The sequence below is a fragment of the Paraburkholderia sp. XV genome, assembly GCF_020177535.1.
Classification (GTDB): Bacteria; Pseudomonadota; Gammaproteobacteria; order Burkholderiales; family Burkholderiaceae; genus Paraburkholderia; species Paraburkholderia caribensis.
The window spans coordinates 23,605-41,294 of record NZ_JAGUUD010000080.1 but is presented as its reverse complement, the minus strand read 5'-3'; the positions used below and the strand labels follow the sequence as shown (position 1 = coordinate 41,294).

The 17,690-nt window shown below is 65.3% G+C and carries 17 protein-coding genes; 1 reads left to right on the top strand and 16 read right to left on the bottom strand.

Features of this window, described 5'->3' with window-relative positions:
- Positions 1–171: 171 nt before the first annotated feature.
- Complete coding sequence (locus tag KFO72_RS29375) at positions 172–1,413, bottom strand: NAD(P)/FAD-dependent oxidoreductase (protein ID WP_107203002.1); 1,242 nt, start codon at positions 1,411–1,413, stop codon at positions 172–174.
- Positions 1,414–1,534: 121 nt separating this feature from the next.
- On the opposite strand from KFO72_RS29375, the gene KFO72_RS29370 reads away from it, so the two are divergent.
- Positions 1,535–2,311 carry a class I SAM-dependent methyltransferase gene (locus tag KFO72_RS29370; protein WP_225033597.1) on the top strand — a complete coding sequence of 259 codons (777 nt, stop codon included), beginning with the start codon at positions 1,535–1,537 and terminating at the stop codon, positions 2,309–2,311.
- 58 nt (positions 2,312–2,369) lie between these two features.
- Here KFO72_RS29370 and KFO72_RS29365 read toward each other — a convergent pair whose 3' ends face one another.
- The 15 genes from KFO72_RS29365 to KFO72_RS29295 form a co-directional block, all read right to left on the bottom strand.
- Positions 2,370–2,801, bottom strand: a complete 432-nt coding sequence (locus tag KFO72_RS29365) for a hypothetical protein (RefSeq protein ID WP_054934040.1) — start codon at positions 2,799–2,801, stop codon at positions 2,370–2,372.
- A gap of 26 nt (positions 2,802–2,827) precedes the next feature.
- Positions 2,828–3,256 carry a hypothetical protein gene (locus KFO72_RS29360; protein WP_107203000.1) on the bottom strand — a complete coding sequence of 143 codons (429 nt, stop codon included), beginning with the start codon at positions 3,254–3,256 and terminating at the stop codon, positions 2,828–2,830.
- An 89-nt stretch (positions 3,257–3,345) separates the two neighbouring features.
- Positions 3,346–4,581 carry a beta-ketoacyl-[acyl-carrier-protein] synthase family protein gene (locus KFO72_RS29355; protein WP_060601870.1) on the bottom strand — a complete coding sequence of 412 codons (1,236 nt, stop codon included), beginning with the start codon at positions 4,579–4,581 and terminating at the stop codon, positions 3,346–3,348.
- Positions 4,578–5,804, bottom strand: a complete 1,227-nt coding sequence (locus tag KFO72_RS29350) for a beta-ketoacyl-ACP synthase (RefSeq protein WP_054934037.1) — start codon at positions 5,802–5,804, stop codon at positions 4,578–4,580. Before KFO72_RS29350 ends, KFO72_RS29355 begins: the two co-directional genes overlap by 4 nt.
- A complete protein-coding gene (locus KFO72_RS29345) occupies positions 5,804–6,529 on the bottom strand; it encodes a 3-ketoacyl-ACP reductase FabG2 (RefSeq protein WP_054934036.1) in 726 nt (241 codons plus the stop codon). Before KFO72_RS29345 ends, KFO72_RS29350 begins: the two co-directional genes overlap by 1 nt.
- Positions 6,526–7,008: a hotdog family protein gene (locus KFO72_RS29340; protein ID WP_054934035.1), complete on the bottom strand. Its 483-nt coding sequence runs from the start codon at positions 7,006–7,008 to the stop codon at positions 6,526–6,528. The genes KFO72_RS29345 and KFO72_RS29340 overlap by 4 nt, the downstream gene beginning before the upstream one ends.
- Positions 7,009–7,043: 35 nt before the next feature.
- Positions 7,044–8,225, bottom strand: coding sequence for a beta-ketoacyl-[acyl-carrier-protein] synthase family protein (locus KFO72_RS29335; RefSeq protein ID WP_054934034.1), 1,182 nt, complete (start codon positions 8,223–8,225; stop codon positions 7,044–7,046).
- Positions 8,222–10,627, bottom strand: a complete 2,406-nt coding sequence (locus KFO72_RS29330) for an MMPL family transporter (protein ID WP_225033599.1) — start codon at positions 10,625–10,627, stop codon at positions 8,222–8,224. The genes KFO72_RS29335 and KFO72_RS29330 overlap by 4 nt, the downstream gene beginning before the upstream one ends.
- The gene (locus KFO72_RS29325; protein WP_225033596.1) at positions 10,627–11,292 is read right to left on the bottom strand and encodes a LolA family protein; all 666 of its coding nucleotides are present in this window, start codon (positions 11,290–11,292) and stop codon (positions 10,627–10,629) included. The genes KFO72_RS29330 and KFO72_RS29325 overlap by 1 nt, the downstream gene beginning before the upstream one ends.
- Positions 11,280–11,717, bottom strand: a complete 438-nt coding sequence (locus tag KFO72_RS29320; RefSeq protein ID WP_054934043.1) for an acyl-CoA thioesterase — start codon at positions 11,715–11,717, stop codon at positions 11,280–11,282. The genes KFO72_RS29325 and KFO72_RS29320 overlap by 13 nt, the downstream gene beginning before the upstream one ends.
- Complete coding sequence (locus KFO72_RS29315; RefSeq protein ID WP_224100906.1) at positions 11,710–13,305, bottom strand: HAL/PAL/TAL family ammonia-lyase; 1,596 nt, start codon at positions 13,303–13,305, stop codon at positions 11,710–11,712. Before KFO72_RS29315 ends, KFO72_RS29320 begins: the two co-directional genes overlap by 8 nt.
- Positions 13,292–15,061 (bottom strand): glycosyltransferase family 2 protein, encoded by a 1,770-nt coding sequence (locus tag KFO72_RS29310; RefSeq protein WP_225033595.1) that lies wholly within the window; start codon positions 15,059–15,061, stop codon positions 13,292–13,294. Before KFO72_RS29310 ends, KFO72_RS29315 begins: the two co-directional genes overlap by 14 nt.
- Complete coding sequence (locus KFO72_RS29305) at positions 15,058–16,746, bottom strand: AMP-binding protein (protein ID WP_225033594.1); 1,689 nt, start codon at positions 16,744–16,746, stop codon at positions 15,058–15,060. The genes KFO72_RS29310 and KFO72_RS29305 overlap by 4 nt, the downstream gene beginning before the upstream one ends.
- Positions 16,743–17,438, bottom strand: coding sequence for a hypothetical protein (locus KFO72_RS29300; RefSeq protein ID WP_107202992.1), 696 nt, complete (start codon positions 17,436–17,438; stop codon positions 16,743–16,745). Before KFO72_RS29300 ends, KFO72_RS29305 begins: the two co-directional genes overlap by 4 nt.
- Positions 17,438–17,689, bottom strand: a complete 252-nt coding sequence (locus tag KFO72_RS29295) for an acyl carrier protein (protein WP_007578129.1) — start codon at positions 17,687–17,689, stop codon at positions 17,438–17,440. The genes KFO72_RS29300 and KFO72_RS29295 overlap by 1 nt, the downstream gene beginning before the upstream one ends.
- Position 17,690: the final 1 nt, after the last annotated feature.

Genomic DNA, 17,690 nt, shown 5'->3' with positions numbered 1-17,690 from the left:
GTGCCGCCCCGCACAGGGGCGACGCGTGAAGCGAGCTAACAATTCGCGGATGCCAGCGCAAAGGCTAAAAACACCAAACCGCGACGCGCGAAGCACACTAACAATTCGCGGATGCGAGCGAAAAGTCAAACGCCCAACGTCGCCAGACAAAAACAAAACCAAACCCAAACCCTAAACCTTGCACACCTCATACAACGCATTCAACCTACGCCCAGGATCAGCAACAAAAGGATTCGTCTCATCCCACGCATACCCGGCCAGCACGGCGCTGATCATGCGCCGAATCCCTGGCGTCTGTTCGGGATAGAAGATGATGTCCTGCAACTCGCCCGTATACCAGCGCTCGACGAAAGCCCGAAACGTATCGATCCCCTTACGCAGCGGAACATCATAAGCAGACTGCCAGTCAACACACTCGCCAGCAAACTGACGCACAAGCGTCCCAACCGCAAGATGCGCGGAGCGCAAAGCAATCGTCACGCCCGATGAAAACACCGGGTCCAAAAACTCACCCGCATTCCCCAGCAATGCAAACCCCGGCCCATGCAGCCGCTCGACATTCGCCGAATACCCGCCAATATGCCGCACAGGCATCAAAAACGGCGCATTGCCGATCAGGCGATTCAAAGTAGGCTCACTCTGGATCAACGCCCGCAGCTTCCCCTCACGCTCGGCCTCGGGCAAATCGAGAAACGCAGCCTCCGACACGCATCCCACCGACGAGCGCCCGTTCGCCAACGGAATCATCCAGTACCACACATCGCGATGCTCGGGATGCACGGCCACCGTGATCTTGTTACGGTCGTGCGCGTCGACAGGAATGCCATCGCGCACATGCGTGAAGATGGCCGCACGCGTCGGCATGCGCGTCGGCGCCTCGAGATTCAACAACCGCGGCAGCACGCGCCCAAAGCCGCTGGCGTCGAGTACGAAGCGCGCCTGCACCCGATACGCGTTGCCCGCTTCGTCAGATACATCCAGCACAGGCGCATCGCCCGTCTTCATCGCGTGCACCGTGTGGCCAAAGCGCACGTCGGCACCCTGCTGCACCGCGCAGCGGATCAGCAGATCGTCGAACGTCGCGCGCTCCACCTGGTAGGTCGTGCCCCAGCCTTCCGAATGCTTGTCGCGAAAGTCGTAAGCGCACGACTGGTCGCGATACACGAAGTGCGCGCCGTTCTTGTACTGAAAGCCCGCTTCGACAACGGCCTGAAGCATGCCCGCCTCTTCGAGGTAAGCCATGCTCTGCGGCAACAGGCTTTCGCCAATCGAGAAACGCGGAAAGTGCTGGCGCTCGAGCACGAGCACGGAACGCCCCGCCTTGCGCAACAGCGCCGCCGCAACGGCACCCGACGGCCCCGCTCCGACGATCGCCACGTCCACCGACGCATTCATCGACGAATCCATATTCATTGATCTTCCTTCACATAACGTATTGCGCACGCAACGCTTTCCATCCTTACCAGCGATTACAATGTCGCACAAATATCCAGATCAAAAACCAGCTAAAGACCATCACCGACCGGGGAATAACGTGCAGTCCACCGAATCATCCAGCGTGACGGGCCGCGTAGCGAACAACGTACCGCACAGCGTACCCTTCGTACCGGAAACAGCGTTCGGCGTCTGGTTCCTGCGCACCCATACGTGGGAGCATCACGTGCTGCGCGTCGCAATCAACGACCTCAAACGCCTGATCGATACGCCACTACCCGCTACACCCGTCATCGTCGACGTCGGCTGCGGACAGGGCATTTCGTTCCGGCTGCTCGCGCAAGCGTTCAAGCCGCAACACATCATCGGTATCGATTTTCATGAGCCGTCGCTCGAACTGGCCAGGCAGTCCGCGCAAGTTTGCCGGCAGCATGCCGACACGCGCGCCACCGCAATCGACGTGCTGCACGGCGACTGCGCGAACCTGCCGCTGCCCGACGCGAGCGCCGACATCGTGTTCTGCCATCAAACCTTCCATCATCTCGTCGAGCAGGAACGCGCCCTCGCCGAGTTTCGCCGGATCCTGAAACCGGGCGGCGTGCTGCTGTTCGCCGAATCGACGGATGCGTACATCAAGTCGTGGGTGATCCGCCTGCTGTTCCGTCATCCGATGCATGTGCAGAAAAGCGCCGACGGCTACCTCGACATGATCCGCCGCAGCGGCTTCACGTTCGGCGCGCACAACGTCTCGCTGCCGTATTTGTGGTGGAGCCGCGCCATGGACTTCGGCCTGCTCGAACGTCTGCACATCTACACGCCGAAGCCCGGCAAGCGGCGCGAAACGCTCGTCAACGTCGCCGCCGTCAAAAACGATTGACGGCATCGGGCGGCTGCATCGCAGATCGGCGCTGCAACCGCCCACAACATCTAAACCGTTACTTCTTCAGCGTCACCACATCACCCTTCAACGCAACGCCAGCAATCACCGCGCCCGCACCGCAGGTGAACTCCGTTGCGCTCTCGCGCACTTCGTTCTTGTAGTTGCTCTTGATGTTGATGACGGCGTTGCCGCCTTCCTTGCGCGCGCGATCCTGCAGTTCGATCACGGCCGACAGGAACACGTGCTGGCATGCCGTCTCGTCGCTCTTGCCGAACGCGTTGGTCTTCTTGTTCGTCGCGAACTCGCCGAAACTCTTCACGACGCCCGGATGCTTCTGCCCCGCGAAATACAGCGGGATATCGTCGCCGACTTTGCCCGGCTCGCTCGCAAGCGCGGCGGCGACGGGATAGCTCTCGACGCTGTCGCGCGCAAAAGCGTGCGAGGCGACGCAGGCAACGACAGATGCACAGATCAGGTGACGCTTCATGGTGATTCCCCTCGTGGTTGGAATTGTTATTGCGTTTCGAGCATCACGACATCGCCGCGCACCGCGAGCGTCGATCCATTCAGGCTCGCGCCGCAGGTGAACTCCGTCGAAGAGGCCGATTCGTTATGCTGAAAGCGCGTCTTGATGTCGACGACGGCGTTCGCGTGTTGCGTGCGCGCATAGTCACGCAGTTCCTGCACGGCCTTTTCCAGCGCAATACTGCAGTTGGCCTCCGGGCTGTTTTCCACTTTGCGCAGCACGCGTACGGCAAATTCCTTATTGCCGAACGACTGCTTGACGGGCGCATGCGCCTGGTCGCCGAAGTAAAGCGCGACGTCTTGTCCGTTCTGCGTCTTGACCGCGGCCGGCATCGGCAGCGATTTGATTTTGGTCGTGCAACCCGCCTGCGTGAGCACGACGGCCGCCACCAACCCCAGTGCGATTTTCGTTTTCATTGTTCGAATTCCCTTTTTAATGTTTATTCTGCGTACTACTGCTTGCTTCGCTTGTCTGCTTGCCTGTAATTGAGCCCGACAGGCGGCGGTCAAATCCTTGCGAACATCAGGCTCGCGCAGCTGCCGCCAAAACCGAACGACATCGACAACGCACTATTCACGTGCGCTTCGCGCGTCGCCTGCACGAGCGGCATGGACTGCGCGAGTGGTTCGAGATGCTCGACGCCCGCCGTCCCTGCGATAAAGCCGTCACGCATCATCAGCAGCGTGTAGATCGCTTCGTGCGCGCCGCATGCGCCGAGCGGATGCCCCGTCAAACCCTTCGTCGACGAAAACGGCGGCACGTCATCACCGAACACCGCTCGTAGCGCGCGCAGTTCTTCGACATCGCCGAGCGGCGTCGATGGCGCATGCGCGTTCAGGTAGTCCGGGCGCGTCTCCGCTTCGTCTAGCGCCGCCTGCATCGCACGCGCGATGCCGTGCGCGTGCGGCGTCACCATGCCCGCGCCATCGGTGCCGTGGCCAAAGCCCGTCACCTCCGCGTAGATGCGCGCGCCGCGCGCCAGCGCATGGTCAAGCGCTTCGAGCACGAGCACGCCGCCGCCCGATGCGATCACGAAGCCGTCGCGCGCGGTATCGTACGGACGCGACGCGCGCGCGGGCGTGTCGTTGAAATGGCGCGACAACGCGTGCATCGCGTCGAACATCAGCGTCATGTTGTCGTGCAGGCATTCGCTGCCGCCCGCGAGCACGATCTGTTGACGCCCCGTCTGAATCAGCTGCATCGCCTGGCCGATCGCGAGTGCCGACGTCGTGCAAGCCGACGACGGCGAATACGTGACGCCCTCGATGCCGAACACCTGCGCGACATTCGCCGACGCCGTGCTGCTCATCGCCTGCGGCACCGTGTACGGCGGCGTTTTCTCGACGCCGCGCACATGCGCGACTGCCATCGCCTCGTCGTACGCCGACATCGTGCCAACGCCCGAGCCGATCACGGCGCCGACGTCCGGCGAGCGCAGCAACGCGAGATCGAGGCCCGCGTCGTCGATCGCCTTGCGTGCCGCGTGACAGGCAAAGCGCGCCGTGTCGCCCATGAAGCGTTCGAGCTTGCGTTCGAACGGCGGCTCCCCCGCCACCGACGCCACGCCCGCGACCTGCGTGCCGAATCCGCGCTCACGCCACGCGTCGATGCGCGTGATGCCGCTGCGCCCCGCGCGCAACGCGTCGCTCACGTCGTCGAGCGTATTGCCGATGCACGACACGATGCCCATGCCCGTGACGACCACCCGCTGCAAGCCTCGCGACCCTGGCAAACGCCTCATCGGATGCGCCTGAAAATCAGCGACGTATTGATGCCGCCAAACGCGAAGTTGTTGCTCATCACATAGTCGGCGTCGATGCTGCGCGCTTCGCCCCGGATGTAATCGAGCGGCGCGCACGCAGGATCGACTTCCGTGAGATTGAGCGTCGGCGCGTACCAGTTGCGCTTCATCATCTCGATCGTCCACCATGCTTCGAGCGCGCCGCACGCGCCGAGCGTATGGCCGACGTAGCTCTTCAGCGACGAAATCGGCATGCGCTCGCCAAAGGTTTGCGCCGTCGCCAGGCTTTCCGCGACGTCGCCGCGATCCGTCGACGTGCCGTGCGCATTCACATAAGCAATCGCGTGCGCGTCGAGCTTCGCGTCTTCCAGCGCGAGCTGCATCGCGCGCGCCATCGTGGCTGCCGTCGGCTGCGTCATATGCGCGCCGTCCGAATTGCAGCCAAAGCCGACGATCTCCGCATGAATCGTCGCGCCACGCGCCTTCGCATGTTCGTACTCTTCGAGCACCAGCGTCGCCGCGCCCTCGCCGACCACCAGACCGTCGCGCTTCGCATCGAACGGACGCGGCGTCAGATGCGGCTCGTCGTTGCGCGTGCTGGTCGCATAGAGCGTATCGAACACAGCCACAGCGGGCCCCGACAGTTCTTCCGCGCCGCCCGCGAGCATCAGTGTCTGCTTGCCCGTCGCGATCGCTTCATACGCGTAGCCGATCGCCTGACTGCCCGACGCGCACGCCGACGAGGTCGGCACGATGCGGCCTTTCAGGTCCCAGAACAGGCTCACGTTGACGGCCGTGGTGTGCGGCATCATCTGCACGTAGCTGTTCGATGTGACGTTGGCCATCGAGCCCGTTTCGAGCATCGTGCCGAAGGCGCGGATCGGTTCGACCGAACCCGACGACGAACCGTACGCGACGCCCATGCGGCCGTCCTTGATCGATTCATCGTTCGCGAGGCCCGCGTCGGCGAGCGCCAGTTCGCTCGCGCGCACCGCGTACATCGACACCGCGCCCATCGCGCGCGTCTTCTTGCGCGGCCAGTCGGCGGGTTGCACGAACGCGGGCAGCGGCGCCGCAAGACGCGTATGCAGCGACTCGAAGTAGTCCCATTCCGGCATGCGCCGCACTGCGTTGCGGCCCGCCTTCAGCGCAGCTTCGATCTCGTCCCAGCGGCTGCCGAGCGCCGTGACGCCACCCATGCCCGTAACGACGACGCGCTTCATCAGATCATCCCGCCATTGACGCCGATCACCTGGCGCGTCACGTACGACGCCGCATCCGACATCAGGAAGCTGACCGCCGCCGCGACTTCAGCCGGTTGCCCGACGCGGTTCATCGGCACGGTCTTCAATGCATGTTCGAGCGGCATGTCGTCGAGCATGCCCGTTTCGATCAGCCCCGGCGCCACGCAGTTGACCGTGATGCTGCGCGACGCGAGTTCGACGGCGAGCGCCTTGGTCGCGCCGATCAGCCCTGCTTTTGCCGCGCTGTAGTTGACCTGTCCGCGATTGCCCATCACGCCCGACACCGACGCGATCGTCACGATGCGGCCGCCCTTTTTCGCGCGGACCATCGGCATGGTCAACGGATGCACGACGTTATAGAACGCGTCGAGACCCGTTTCGATCACGACATCCCAGTCTTCGTCGGTGAGCGCGGGAAAGGCCGCGTCGCGCGTCACGCCCGCACTGCACACGATGCCGTAGTACGGGCCGTGTGCAGCGACATCCGCCTCGAGCACTTCCCGGCAGACGGCGCGCTCGCGCACGTCGAACTGCAGCACGCGCGCCGAGCCGCCCTGCGCCGCGATGCCCGCCGTGACGGCCTCGGCTTCCGTGCGGCCCGTGCGGCAATGAACGGACACCGCGAAACCATCCGCTGCCAGTTGATAGGCAATCGCGCGGCCGATGCCGCGGCTGGCGCCCGTAACCAGAACTCGCCGGCTCATGAACTGATACTCCCTTCGATGAACGTGTGAAAATCGCCCGGTTGATAGACCTTGATGACGGCGTCCGCGTAACGCGTTCCGTCGTGATCGATCGTGCATTCGTAGGCGCTGTGGCCTGCGTCGCTGCGCAGCACTTCCTGCACGTCGATCGTCAGCCGCGCGTCGCGCGCAAACGCACTCACATGCGCCTGGTAGCTGCGCGTGCCGAGCAGCACGCCGGGGCGCGCGCGGCCGCCCGCACGCATCGCCAGCAGCGCCACGTGCGCGGCCACGCCCTGCGCCATCAGCTCGATGCCGATCCATGCAGGCATCGCGCCGTCTTCGTCCGCGTACCATGCGTCGCCGCGCACGGTCGCGTATGCCGTCAATGCTTCGTCGCCGCATGCACTCACCCCGTCGACCAGCAGCATCGTGCCGCGATGCGGCAGGATCGTGTCGATGGGCGGAAAGGCTTCGCTGGTCTCAGGTGTGGCCGTCATATCGTTATGTTCGTTGCTGCGTGCGTTCGCGCGGTTCAGCGCGCCAGGATCAGGCTGACGTTGCTGCCGCCGAACGCGAACGAATTGCTCATCACGTAGTGCGCGCCGTCGCGTGGAATGCGCCGCTCGTCCTGCACGAGATCGAGTTCGGGCAACGCCGGATCGGCTTCGCCGTCCCATTGATGACGCGGCATCGCCACGTCGTCACGGGCGAGCATCAGCCACGCAAAGCCGAGTTCCGTGGCGCCCGCCGCGCCGAGCTGGTGCCCCGTGAGCGGCTTCGTGCCGCTCGCGGGCACGCCATGCGCGAAGACGCGCGACATCAGATGCGCTTCCATGTCGTCGTTCTTGCGCGTGGCTGTCGCATGCAGATTCACATACGCAATCGCCGACGCCTCGACGCCCGCGTCCCGCAACGCCTCGCGCAGCGCCAGTTCGCCGCCGACGCCCTGCGGGTCCGGCGCGGACACATGATGCGCGTCGCTCGATTCGCCCGCGCCCGCCAGCCGCACTTCGCCTTCGTCGCGCGTCATCAGGAACACGGCTGCGCCCTCGCCGACGTTGATGCCGTTGCGGTTGCGGCTCATTGGATTGGTGCGCGTGACGCTGGTCGATTCGAGCGACGCGAAGCCCTGCACCGTCAACTCGCACAGCGTATCGACGCCGCCGACGATCATCGCGTCGCATACGCCCAACTGCAGTAAACGGCGCGCCGACACGAATGCTTTAGCGCTCGACGTGCAGGCCGTCGAAATCGTGAACGCGGGCCCGAGCACATTCAGCGCGGCGGCTGCGAAGGGCGCGGCTGTGCCGATCTCCATCTGCCGGTAGTTGAAGTCGTCGGGCAACTCACCCGCTTGCGCCTGGTGCACGAAGGCGACCTCGGCCGCGTCGATACCCGACGTGCTCGTGCCGAGCACGACGCCGATGCGCTGCGAGCCATAACGCTCGCGCGCCGCCTCGATCTGCGGGCGAATCTGTTCGAGCGCCGCAAGCAGCATGCGGTTGTTGCGGCAATCGAAGCGTTTGAGCGCCGCGGGCGGTGCGATATCGAGCGGCGTCGACACGCGGCCGACGAACTGATCGCCGATGCCCGTGTGCATCAATCCCATGCCGGGCGATTGCGCGGCTTCGAGCGCGGGCACGATCGAAGCGACGTCGCCACCGAGCGCATTGACCATGCCGAGCGCATGCAGATAAACAGGGGGCAGCGTCATGCAACTCTCCTTCTTCCGGGCGGCATGCCGATCGGCGCAAGCAGCACCGATACGAGAATGCCGAGCGCCAGCGTGGCGCCAAAACTCTTCAATGCGGGCATCGCGCTCAAGCCGAGCATGCCGAACGACAGCAGCGTGGTCGCCGCCGACAGCAGCACGCCCGTCCACACCGCGCCGAGATCGGCGTGATCGCGCAGGCAGCCTTCGCGCAGGAATACCGCATAGTTTGCGCCGACGCCGAGCACGAGCATCAGCGCGAGGCAGTTGAACAGATTGAGCGGCACGCGCGCGTAGCCGAACGCGGCGAGCGTCACGCCGATGGCGAGCAGCACGGGCAGCGTCGTCGCGATGCCGCCGCGCGGCGTATAGCGCACCATCAGCAGAATCAGCACGAGCAGCAGCGCGCCTGCGAGCCAGATGCCGCTGTCGATCCGATAGGCGCCGAACAGCTTCGACACGCTCGCGGCCTTGTCGACGAACACGACGCCATCGACGGAATGCGCAGCTTCGATCAACGCGGCGACGTTTTGCGGCGTCACGCGCTGCGGAATCACGATAGCGGCGTAACCATGCTCACCGCGCGCGTCCACCGCGCCCAGCCACAAATGACGGTACGGTTGCGACCAGGGCGCGGCGAGCCAGCGCTCGACCGTCAAAGGCGCTGGATTCGATTTCCCGTAAGCCGCGAGCCAGGCATCGGCGACTTCGTCGCGAAAGCCCGCCTGCAGCAGCATCGAACGCAGCGCGGCGGGATCGTCGAATACGTGCTGCGCGAGCACGTTGCGCGCGCCGGCCTGGCGTTGCGCCGACGGCACGAATTGCGTCACCGATTGCCAGCCATTCACGGCCTGCGCGCCGCTCAACGCATCGAGCTTCGCGCCGAGCGCTTCCGCGCGCTGCAACACGGTTTCCTGCGACGGTCCGCGCACGACGAAGAACTGCGCGGTGTTATCGACGCCGATCGCATTGCGCACCTGATCTTCCTGCGCGACCAGCGCGGGATCGCGCTGGATCAGCAGATGGATGTCGTCGTCACTGGTGAGGCGCAGCCAGCCGGGAATCGCGATCAGCACGAGCACGCCCGCGACGATCCACGCCCGCCGCCCGCCGATGACCGCGTGCCAGCGTTCGAGCAGTGTCGCGGCGCGCAGGAAGAGGCGCCGCTGGGCGTGCTTCGGTCCCTTGACGAGCAGCACGGGCAACAGCCACAGCACGGACGCGAATGCCGTGCAGATGCCGGCGATCGCAAAGCACGCGATCTGCTTGAGCGCCGGGAACGGCACCCACGCGAGGATCGCGTAACCGAGCAGGCTCGTCGCGAGCGCAACGGTCAACGCGGGCCGCACCGAGCGTGCGCCCTGCCGCGCGTTCCAGCCACGCTGTGCGCCGAGGTAGACGACGAAATATTGAATCGAGTAGTCGACAGCCTCGCCGATCAGGCTCGCGCCGAACACGAGCGTCAACAGATGCAGCTTGCCGAACACCAGCATCGTCACGGCGAGCGCGCAAACAATGCCGAGCGCCGTCGACACGAAACCGAACAGCAACAGTCGCGGCGAACGGAACACCCACAACATCAGCAGCGCGATGCCGCACGCGGACGCCACGCCGATCAGATGCACTTCGCGCTCCGACGCGCTGCGCGCCGATTCCGCGTAGAACACCGCGCCCGTGCGCGCGATGCTCGCATCGGGGTAACCCGTCTTCAGCGACGCTTGCGCCTGCGCAACGGCCGACAGCACCGCGCGCTGGGTTTGCGATTCGTACGCGGAACCGGGCAGGGTCGTGACGACGAGCACGCTCGTCAGGTCGCCGCGATGCGCGACGAGCATGTTGTCTTCGAGATCGAGATTCGAGGTGGCGAGCGGCAGGCCGCTCAGGAAGTGTTCGAGCCAGCCGAAGGGATCGTCGGCGAGTTGCGTGGCGAGCGGGCCGCGCACCGGGTTGTAGAGGCGCTGCAGCAGCGCATCGTGCAGCGACGCCGTGTTACTGGCAATCGCGTCGCGATCTTCGCGCGTCAACAGGCCGAAGCGATACGGCATGTACAAGCCGCCGATCTGCGACATGTCGAACGGCGGCAACTCCGCCGTCACCGACGCGAACGCGCCGCTCTTCTGCAACGCCGCGCCGAATTGTTTCGCCGCCGCTTTTGCGCGCGCATCGTCCTTGTCCGTCACCAGAAACACCGTGCGATCGCCGAGCGCGTTGGCGAGCGTATCGACGGCTTTTTCAGCGACGGGATCGGCTTCCGTCGCGGGCAGCAGCGCGAGCAGATTCGTCTCCAGCGGCGACGGCCCCATGAAACGGAAGACGCAGTACAGCGAAGCGACGAGCGCGAGCGCGAGCCATGCGGCCCGGATGCCCCACAACTGCGTCTTGGTCCACTGTCGCGCCATCAGCATCATTGTGCTCCAAGCAGCGTGCGCTCGCCGGGCGAGAGATCGTTGATCGCTTCGCTCTTCGCGAACTCGATCTGCGTGACGTCGCCGTTCGCCAGCGCGATGCGCAGCGTCTGCAGGAACTCGCCGCCCGTCATCTGCAAGCCCTTGATGGACTGCGCAAGCTGCGGCTGGTTCGGCTTCAGTTCGAGCTTCCATTGCGACGGCGTGCCCTGCGCGTCGACATCGAACTGCGAATAGAGCGCGGACAGATCGCCGCCCAGCATCGCGCGCATCATCTTCGAGACTTGCGCGACACCACGCACACCCTGTGCGCTCTTCGTATTGACGCGCTTGCCGTTAGCATCGACTTCGCTCACGCCTGCGTCGGTGATCACATACGTCGCCTTGTACGGCGTATCGACGCGCCAGATCACGCCGCGCTCCCGGAAGAAAACGAGCGTGCCCGTGCTCACCAAAGGCTGCTTCATGGCGGACAGCGTCTGCGTCTGCGTGAACTGCGCGCGTACACCCTTCGTTTGTGCGAGACGGGACGCGACCTGCGAAACGAGCGCGGCGTTGCTGTTCTGCGCCTGAGACTGCGTCTGCTGTGTCGCAGCGTATGAATTCACGCTGGCCACGGCAAGCAACGCAGCGATCAATGCGGCGCGTAGTGTCAGCGTGACCATGCGTGCTCCAGCTTTTCGAACACGACAGGCGGCGACACGAACTGCGTTTCCTGCGTCGCGGCCTCGATCGCGACCTGGATCGTGTAGCCCTTCGTCAGCCGCGTGCCCGTCGCGCAATCGACGATTTCATAGCCTATTTTGAGGCGGTTTTCGAATTCGAGCAGCTCCGTGCGCACGTCGATGCGCTGCCCATACGTCGCGGGCCGTACGTACTTCAGATGTGCCTCGACGATCGGCCACAGATAACCCGACGCCTGCATCTCGCGGTAGTCGTAGTCGAATGCGCGCAACAACGCGGCGCGGCCGATCTCGAAGTACTTCAGATAATGGCCATGCCAGCAGACGTTCATCGCGTCGACATCATGAAACGGCACTTCGACGATTGCACTCGCCTTCAACGTCTTGCCCTGGTGACGCTCATTCATGATGCGCGCCTCCTTCAACCAGCGCGCAATCGGCAATGCGCGCCGTCAACGCGCGCAGATCGCTTTCGAGCGCACGGTCTTCGTCGACGAACGGCGACATCGCGGCCACCTCTTGAGCGAATGCACGCAGCGGCGCGGGCACGTTCGTCTCACCGTTGATGCGCACGCGCAACTTCAGCGCCTGCACGGTGGCGAGCGTATGCGCGGCCGCAACCTGCTCCGTCAGTTCGAGCACGCGCAGGCAATCGCGCGCGGCGATCGTGCCCATGCTGACCTTGTCCTGGTTGTGCGCTTCCGTCGAACGCGAAAAAACGCTGGCGGGCATCGTATGTTTCAGCGCTTCCGCCGTCCACGCCGACGACGAAATCTGCACCGCCTTGAAACCGTGATTGATCGGCGCGCGTGCCGGGGTCGCGCCCGTCAGGTTGCGCGGCAAGCCGTTGTTGAACTTGTCGTCGACGATCAGCGCAAGCTGCCGGTCCATCAGATCCGCGAGATTGGCGACGGCCGTTTTCAACGCGTCCATCGCGAACGCGATATGGCCGCCGTAGAAGTTGCCGCCGTGCAGCACGCGCTCGCCGTCCGGGTCGATCAGCGGATTGTCGTTAGCGCTGTTCAGTTCGTTCTCGACGTCGCGCCGAACCCACGACAACGCATCGACCGCGACGCCGATCACATGCGGTGCGCAGCGGATCGAATAGCGATCCTGCAGGCGATGGCCCGGCGTATCGTCGCGGCCCGCCAGGTCCGCGCGTATCCATGCAGCGGCTTCGGCCTGGCCTGCGTGCGGCTTCGCTTCGAAGATCATTGCGTCGAAGTGCGCGGCGCGCCCATCGAGCGCAACCGTCGACAGCGCCGTCAAACGCGACGCAAGACGCGCGAGATGTCCGGCACGCGCAAACGCGAGACACGCGAGGCCCGTCATCACGGCCGTGCCGTTCATCAGCGCGAGACCTTCCTTCGGCGCGAGCGTCAGCGGCGCGTGGCCGAGCTGCGCCCACACGCCGGCGGCATCGCGCAGCGTGCCGTCGAACATCACGTCGCGTTCGCCGACGAGGGCAGCCGCCACATACGACAGCGGCGTCAGATCGCCGCTCGCGCCGACCGAGCCTTCCGAAGGAATACGCGGCAGCACGCGATGGTTGATCAGATCGGCGAGCCGTTCCAGCAGCACCGGCCGCACGCCCGAAAAGCCGTATGCCAGCGAGTTCAGACGCGCGGCGATCACGGCGAGCGCTTGCGCGTCGTCGAGATACGCGCCCATGCCGCAGCCGTGATAGCGCGTCAGTTGCAGCGGCAAGGCTTCGACGAGTTCCATCGGCACATCGACGACGCATGCATCGCCATAGCCCGTGTTCACGCCGTACACCGTTTCGCCCGCGGCGAGATGACGGCGCAGAAAATCCGCGCCGCGCTGGATGCGCGAGCGCCAGGCCGGGTCGCCGCTCAACGCGACAGTGGCGCGCCCCTTCGCAATCGCGACGACCTCTTCGATCGACAGCTTGCGCCCGCCGACCACCACCGCACGCGGCGTTGCCGTGCGTGCGGCGCGCGCGTGCGTCTCGTCGATCAGATCATGTTCCGACATTCGCGTCTCCGTGCGGGATGCCACCCGTTATCGTCTTTCGGGGACGCGCCCAGAAATCGAAGAAATTGAACCATTGATAAGGCGCCTTGCGGCAATAGTGTTCGAGGCGCGACGCATAGCGCTGCGCCCAGGCCGCGATATGCTGCGCGCGTTCGCGGCGCGGCAGTTCGATGCGCTCGGCGAACGGCTCGAAGTAGAGCCGGTAGCGCTCGTGATTGCGCACGTCGCGCTCTTTCAGGCAGAAGAACAGATACACCGGGCAGCCGAGCGCATGTGCGAGCACATACGGCCCTTGCGCGAACGGCGCCGTCGCGCCGAGAAATTGCGCGTCGGTGGTGCGGCCCGACTCGCGCGCGGGCACGCGGTCGCCGACGATCACCAGCAGTTCGCCCGCGTCGATGCGCTCTTGCATCATCATCGACGTCTCGGGTCCGAAGTCGCTGACCTGCACGAGACGTTTCGCGAACTCGCTGTTCGCCGTCGAGAGCACGCTGTTGAAGCGCTTCGCGTGCTCGGTGTACACGATGGCCGTGACCTTCGCATGGCCGCCGTTCGCGGCGAGCGCACGCGTCATTTCGAGGTTGCCCAGATGCGCGCCGATCACGAGCGCGCCGCGGCCGCTCGCGACCAGCGCATCGAACGCGGACGAATCATCGAAGATCACGTCGTTGGAATCGATGCGGCCCGACCAGGCGGCGAGCTTGTCGAGACCCGATTGCGCGAACGCCAGCATCTGCCGGTAAGCAGAACGCCAGCCCGGACGCGGCGTGCGCTCGCCTTGCGCAGCCTGTTCGAGATGCGTGAAATACGTGCGCGACGCAGAGCGCGCGGCGCGGCCCGTCATCAGAAAGTACGCGACGATGGGATGCAGCCACAATGCGGTGAAGCGCATGCCGAACAGCTTGCAACTGAGCGCAAGCAGCGTCATGCCGAGGCGGCTGCCGCGCTCGGCCATGCGCCACCATTTCGCGTTGTCGCCATTCCCATGCGAAGCGGCGGACTTGCGCGGCATGAACTTGTGCGCGAGCAGCAGCGGCAGACGCAACAGCATGCCGCATACGAGGCGCGTATGACTCGCGCTGATGCGCACGTTGTCCCACAACACGTCGAAGTGCGACACGCCGTCCATCGCGTACGTGACGCGCGTCGGGATCGCGCGGAACGCGAGACGCCGCCAGTACAGCCGCACGAGAATCTCGATGTCGAAGTCCATGCGGGTCGGCAGATCCACGCTGTCGATCAGCGCGCACGCCGCTGCGAGCGGATAGAGACGAAAGCCGCACATCGAATCGCGGATCGTCAGCGACAGCGTTTCGATCCACACCCAAACATGCGTCAGATAGCGGCCATAAAGACGCGACTTCGGCACGCTCTCGTCGTAGACCGGCCGCCCGAGAATCACGGCGCCCGGCTCGGCGCGCGCGGCAGCGAGGAAAAGCGGCACATCGTTGGCGTCGTGCTGACCGTCCGCGTCGATCTGCAACGCGTGTGTGTAGCCGGCGCGCTTCGCCGCGCGCAGTCCCGCCATCACGGCCGCGCCCTTGCCGCCGTTGACGGGCAGCCGCAGCAGCGTCATCTGCTCGCGACGCTGGCAAGCGAGCTCCGCGAGCACGGCTTGCGTCGCTTCATCGCTGCCGTCGTCGACGACGAAGATGGGCAGGCCGTGCACGGCCAGACGCTCGAGCGTGCCGCCGATCGCGTCCTTGTGGTTGTAGATCGGAATGACGATGCACGCGCTGAAACCTGCGTCGCTCATGCGCGCTCCCGATACACGATCACGCCCGACGCACTGTCGCGGCCTTCGACGCGATACGCGAACTGCACGCGCCGCCGCGCGGCATCGTGCGACAGCTTCAGGTCGAGCACGGCGCCCGGCATCACGGGCGCGGTGAACTTCAGGCGGTCGACGGATTCGATCTCGCGCACGCCCGTCACGTGCGCGGCGGCAAGGCGGATCGCCCAGTCGAGCTGCACGACGCCGGGAAGAATCGGCAGGCCGGGAAAGTGGCCTTCGAAATGAACGAGTGTGGGCGGCACGCGCAGTTCGTAGTGGACGTCGTCACCGTTACGCGCTTCGGACAGCAGTTCGAAGCCGTCGTCGCGCGGCTCGAAAGCCGCGGCCACGGCTGCGGCGGGCAGCTTGCCGCGCGCGTCGAACGGCAACCCAATGCGAAAGCGCCAGTGACGCGGCAGCACGACCACGTCGAAGTAGGCGGCGAGATGGCGGCGCAAGGTCTTCGCGAGCGCGACGCGCCCCTCGTGGCGTAACGCCGCGCCGCCTGCATCGTTGAGCGCGACCACCGCGCCCAGACGTTCGCGCGACGCACCCGCGAGCGGCACCACGGCCGCTTGCGCGACATACGGATGCAGCGCGAGACGCGCCTCGACTTCGGGCAGCGACACGCGCTTGCCATCGAGCTTGATCACGCGATCGAGGCGTCCTTGCAGCCGGAAGCGGCCGCCGTCGTCGAACACGATGGCGTCGTCCGTGCGATGCCAGGCGTCATGGCCCAGATGCGGCGAGCGCACCTTCAGCGCGCCGTCTTCACCGCGCTGAACGTCGACGCCATTCATAGGCTGCCATGCCGACGTCTCGTTCTGACGTCGCCACGCAATACCGCCCGTTTCCGTGCTGCCGTAGATTTCCACCGGCGCGCTGCCGAAAGCGGCCGCGTAGTGCGCAGCGGCTTCGGCGGAAAGCGGTCCGCCCGACGAGAAGAACGCGCGCGGCACAGGCGTCAATGCCGCGAAGCCGGGCATCGCGGGCCAGCGCGACAATTGCGCGGGCGACGACACGACCACGGCCGCACCGCATTGCTCGATGCGCGACTGCACCTGCAGCGGCTCGATACAGACGGCGCGATCGAACGCGCGGCCGGCCGCGAGCGGCCACATGACGCGAAACAGCAAACCGTAGATGTGATGATGCGGGACGCTAGCGAGCATCGTCGCCTCGCCGGCCAGTCCGCCCCACTCGCGCTCCAGCGTCTGCACTTCGGCGTCGAACTGCGCGAGCGTCTTGTGGATCGGCTTCGGCGTGCCGCTGCTGCCCGACGTATAGAGCGTGAGCGGCGCGTCGGGATCGATGGTTAACGGCGTTTCGGCGCATGCTTGCGTGGCGGCATGCGCGCCGACGTCGGCGTCGGTGAGCACGGCGTCATAGGCGTCGGCGAGATCGGCGAGATAGCCGGGTGTCGCGTTCGCCGGAATCACGGGCGTCTTGCCGCAGGCGAAGAGCGCGAATAGCGCACAAGCGAAATCGAATGGATCGTCGATGCACAGCGCGTAGCGGTGCGCCCGCGTTTTACGCAGTTGCAAGGCAATGGCGAAAACACGCGCGCGAAACGCGGCGAAATCGATGGTCCCGTTTGCTTCGTCGTCGCGACAGACGGGCACGTGCCCGGCGCGCTCGCACGACAGCAGTTCGTGCAGCGCGATCATGCCGCCTCCGAACGTCGCACGCGCGGCAGGATCACGAGATATCGCCACGCAATTTCACCCGCCAGCAGCAGACCGATCAGACCGTACGCGATCGCGCCGTTATACAGCGACCACGCTTCGCGCGGCCAGTAGAGCGCCGTGTAGAGAGAGAACACGCCATTCGCGAGGAAGAACGCGCACCAGATCTGCGTCACGCGGCGCGTGTGGCGGATCGCCGGCTCGCTCAGATCGGGCGTGCCGATGCGCGCGAATTTTTCGATCATCGTCGGGCCGTGCAGGAGCGTTACGCCGAACGCGATCAGCAAACCGAGATTCACCAGCGACGGGTAGATGCGCAGCAACAGTTCGCTATTGGTCCACACGATGGCCGCGGACGCGATGCTCAGCATGAAGGCCACGGCCCAGTCGACCCGCGTGAGCTTGCGCAGCGACGCGCCGAACGCGCCCGTGCCGGCGCAGCGCTGCAGCCACAACAGCGCGAACAGCAGGCAGCCGACGAAGCGCGGCGCGTCCCAGAACCACGCACACAGAATCACGGCGGGATACGCGAGCTTGGCGAGCACACCCAGCGCGAAGCTTGCCCAGCTACGCGGGCGCTCGCCGTCGTTCGCTGGCTGCACGGCCGCTGGCATTGCAGCCTGCGCCTGACTTTCGTCCGGGGCGCCCGGCGCGTGCGAACGTTGCGCGTGCATCAGCCCTGCGCCGCGAGCAAGGACTCGACAGCCGCGATCACGTCGCCAACCGTGCGCACCGACTTGAACTCCTCCGGCTTGATCCGGCGGCCCGTCATCTCCTGCAGCTTGATCGCGAGATCGACGGCGTCGATGCTGTCCAGATCGAGTTCTTCGAACAGGTGCGCTTCAGGTGTCACGCGTTCGGGCTCGATGGCGAAGTTCTCTTTGAAGATGGCGCGGATGCGCTCAAGGATCTCGGTGTCGGTCACG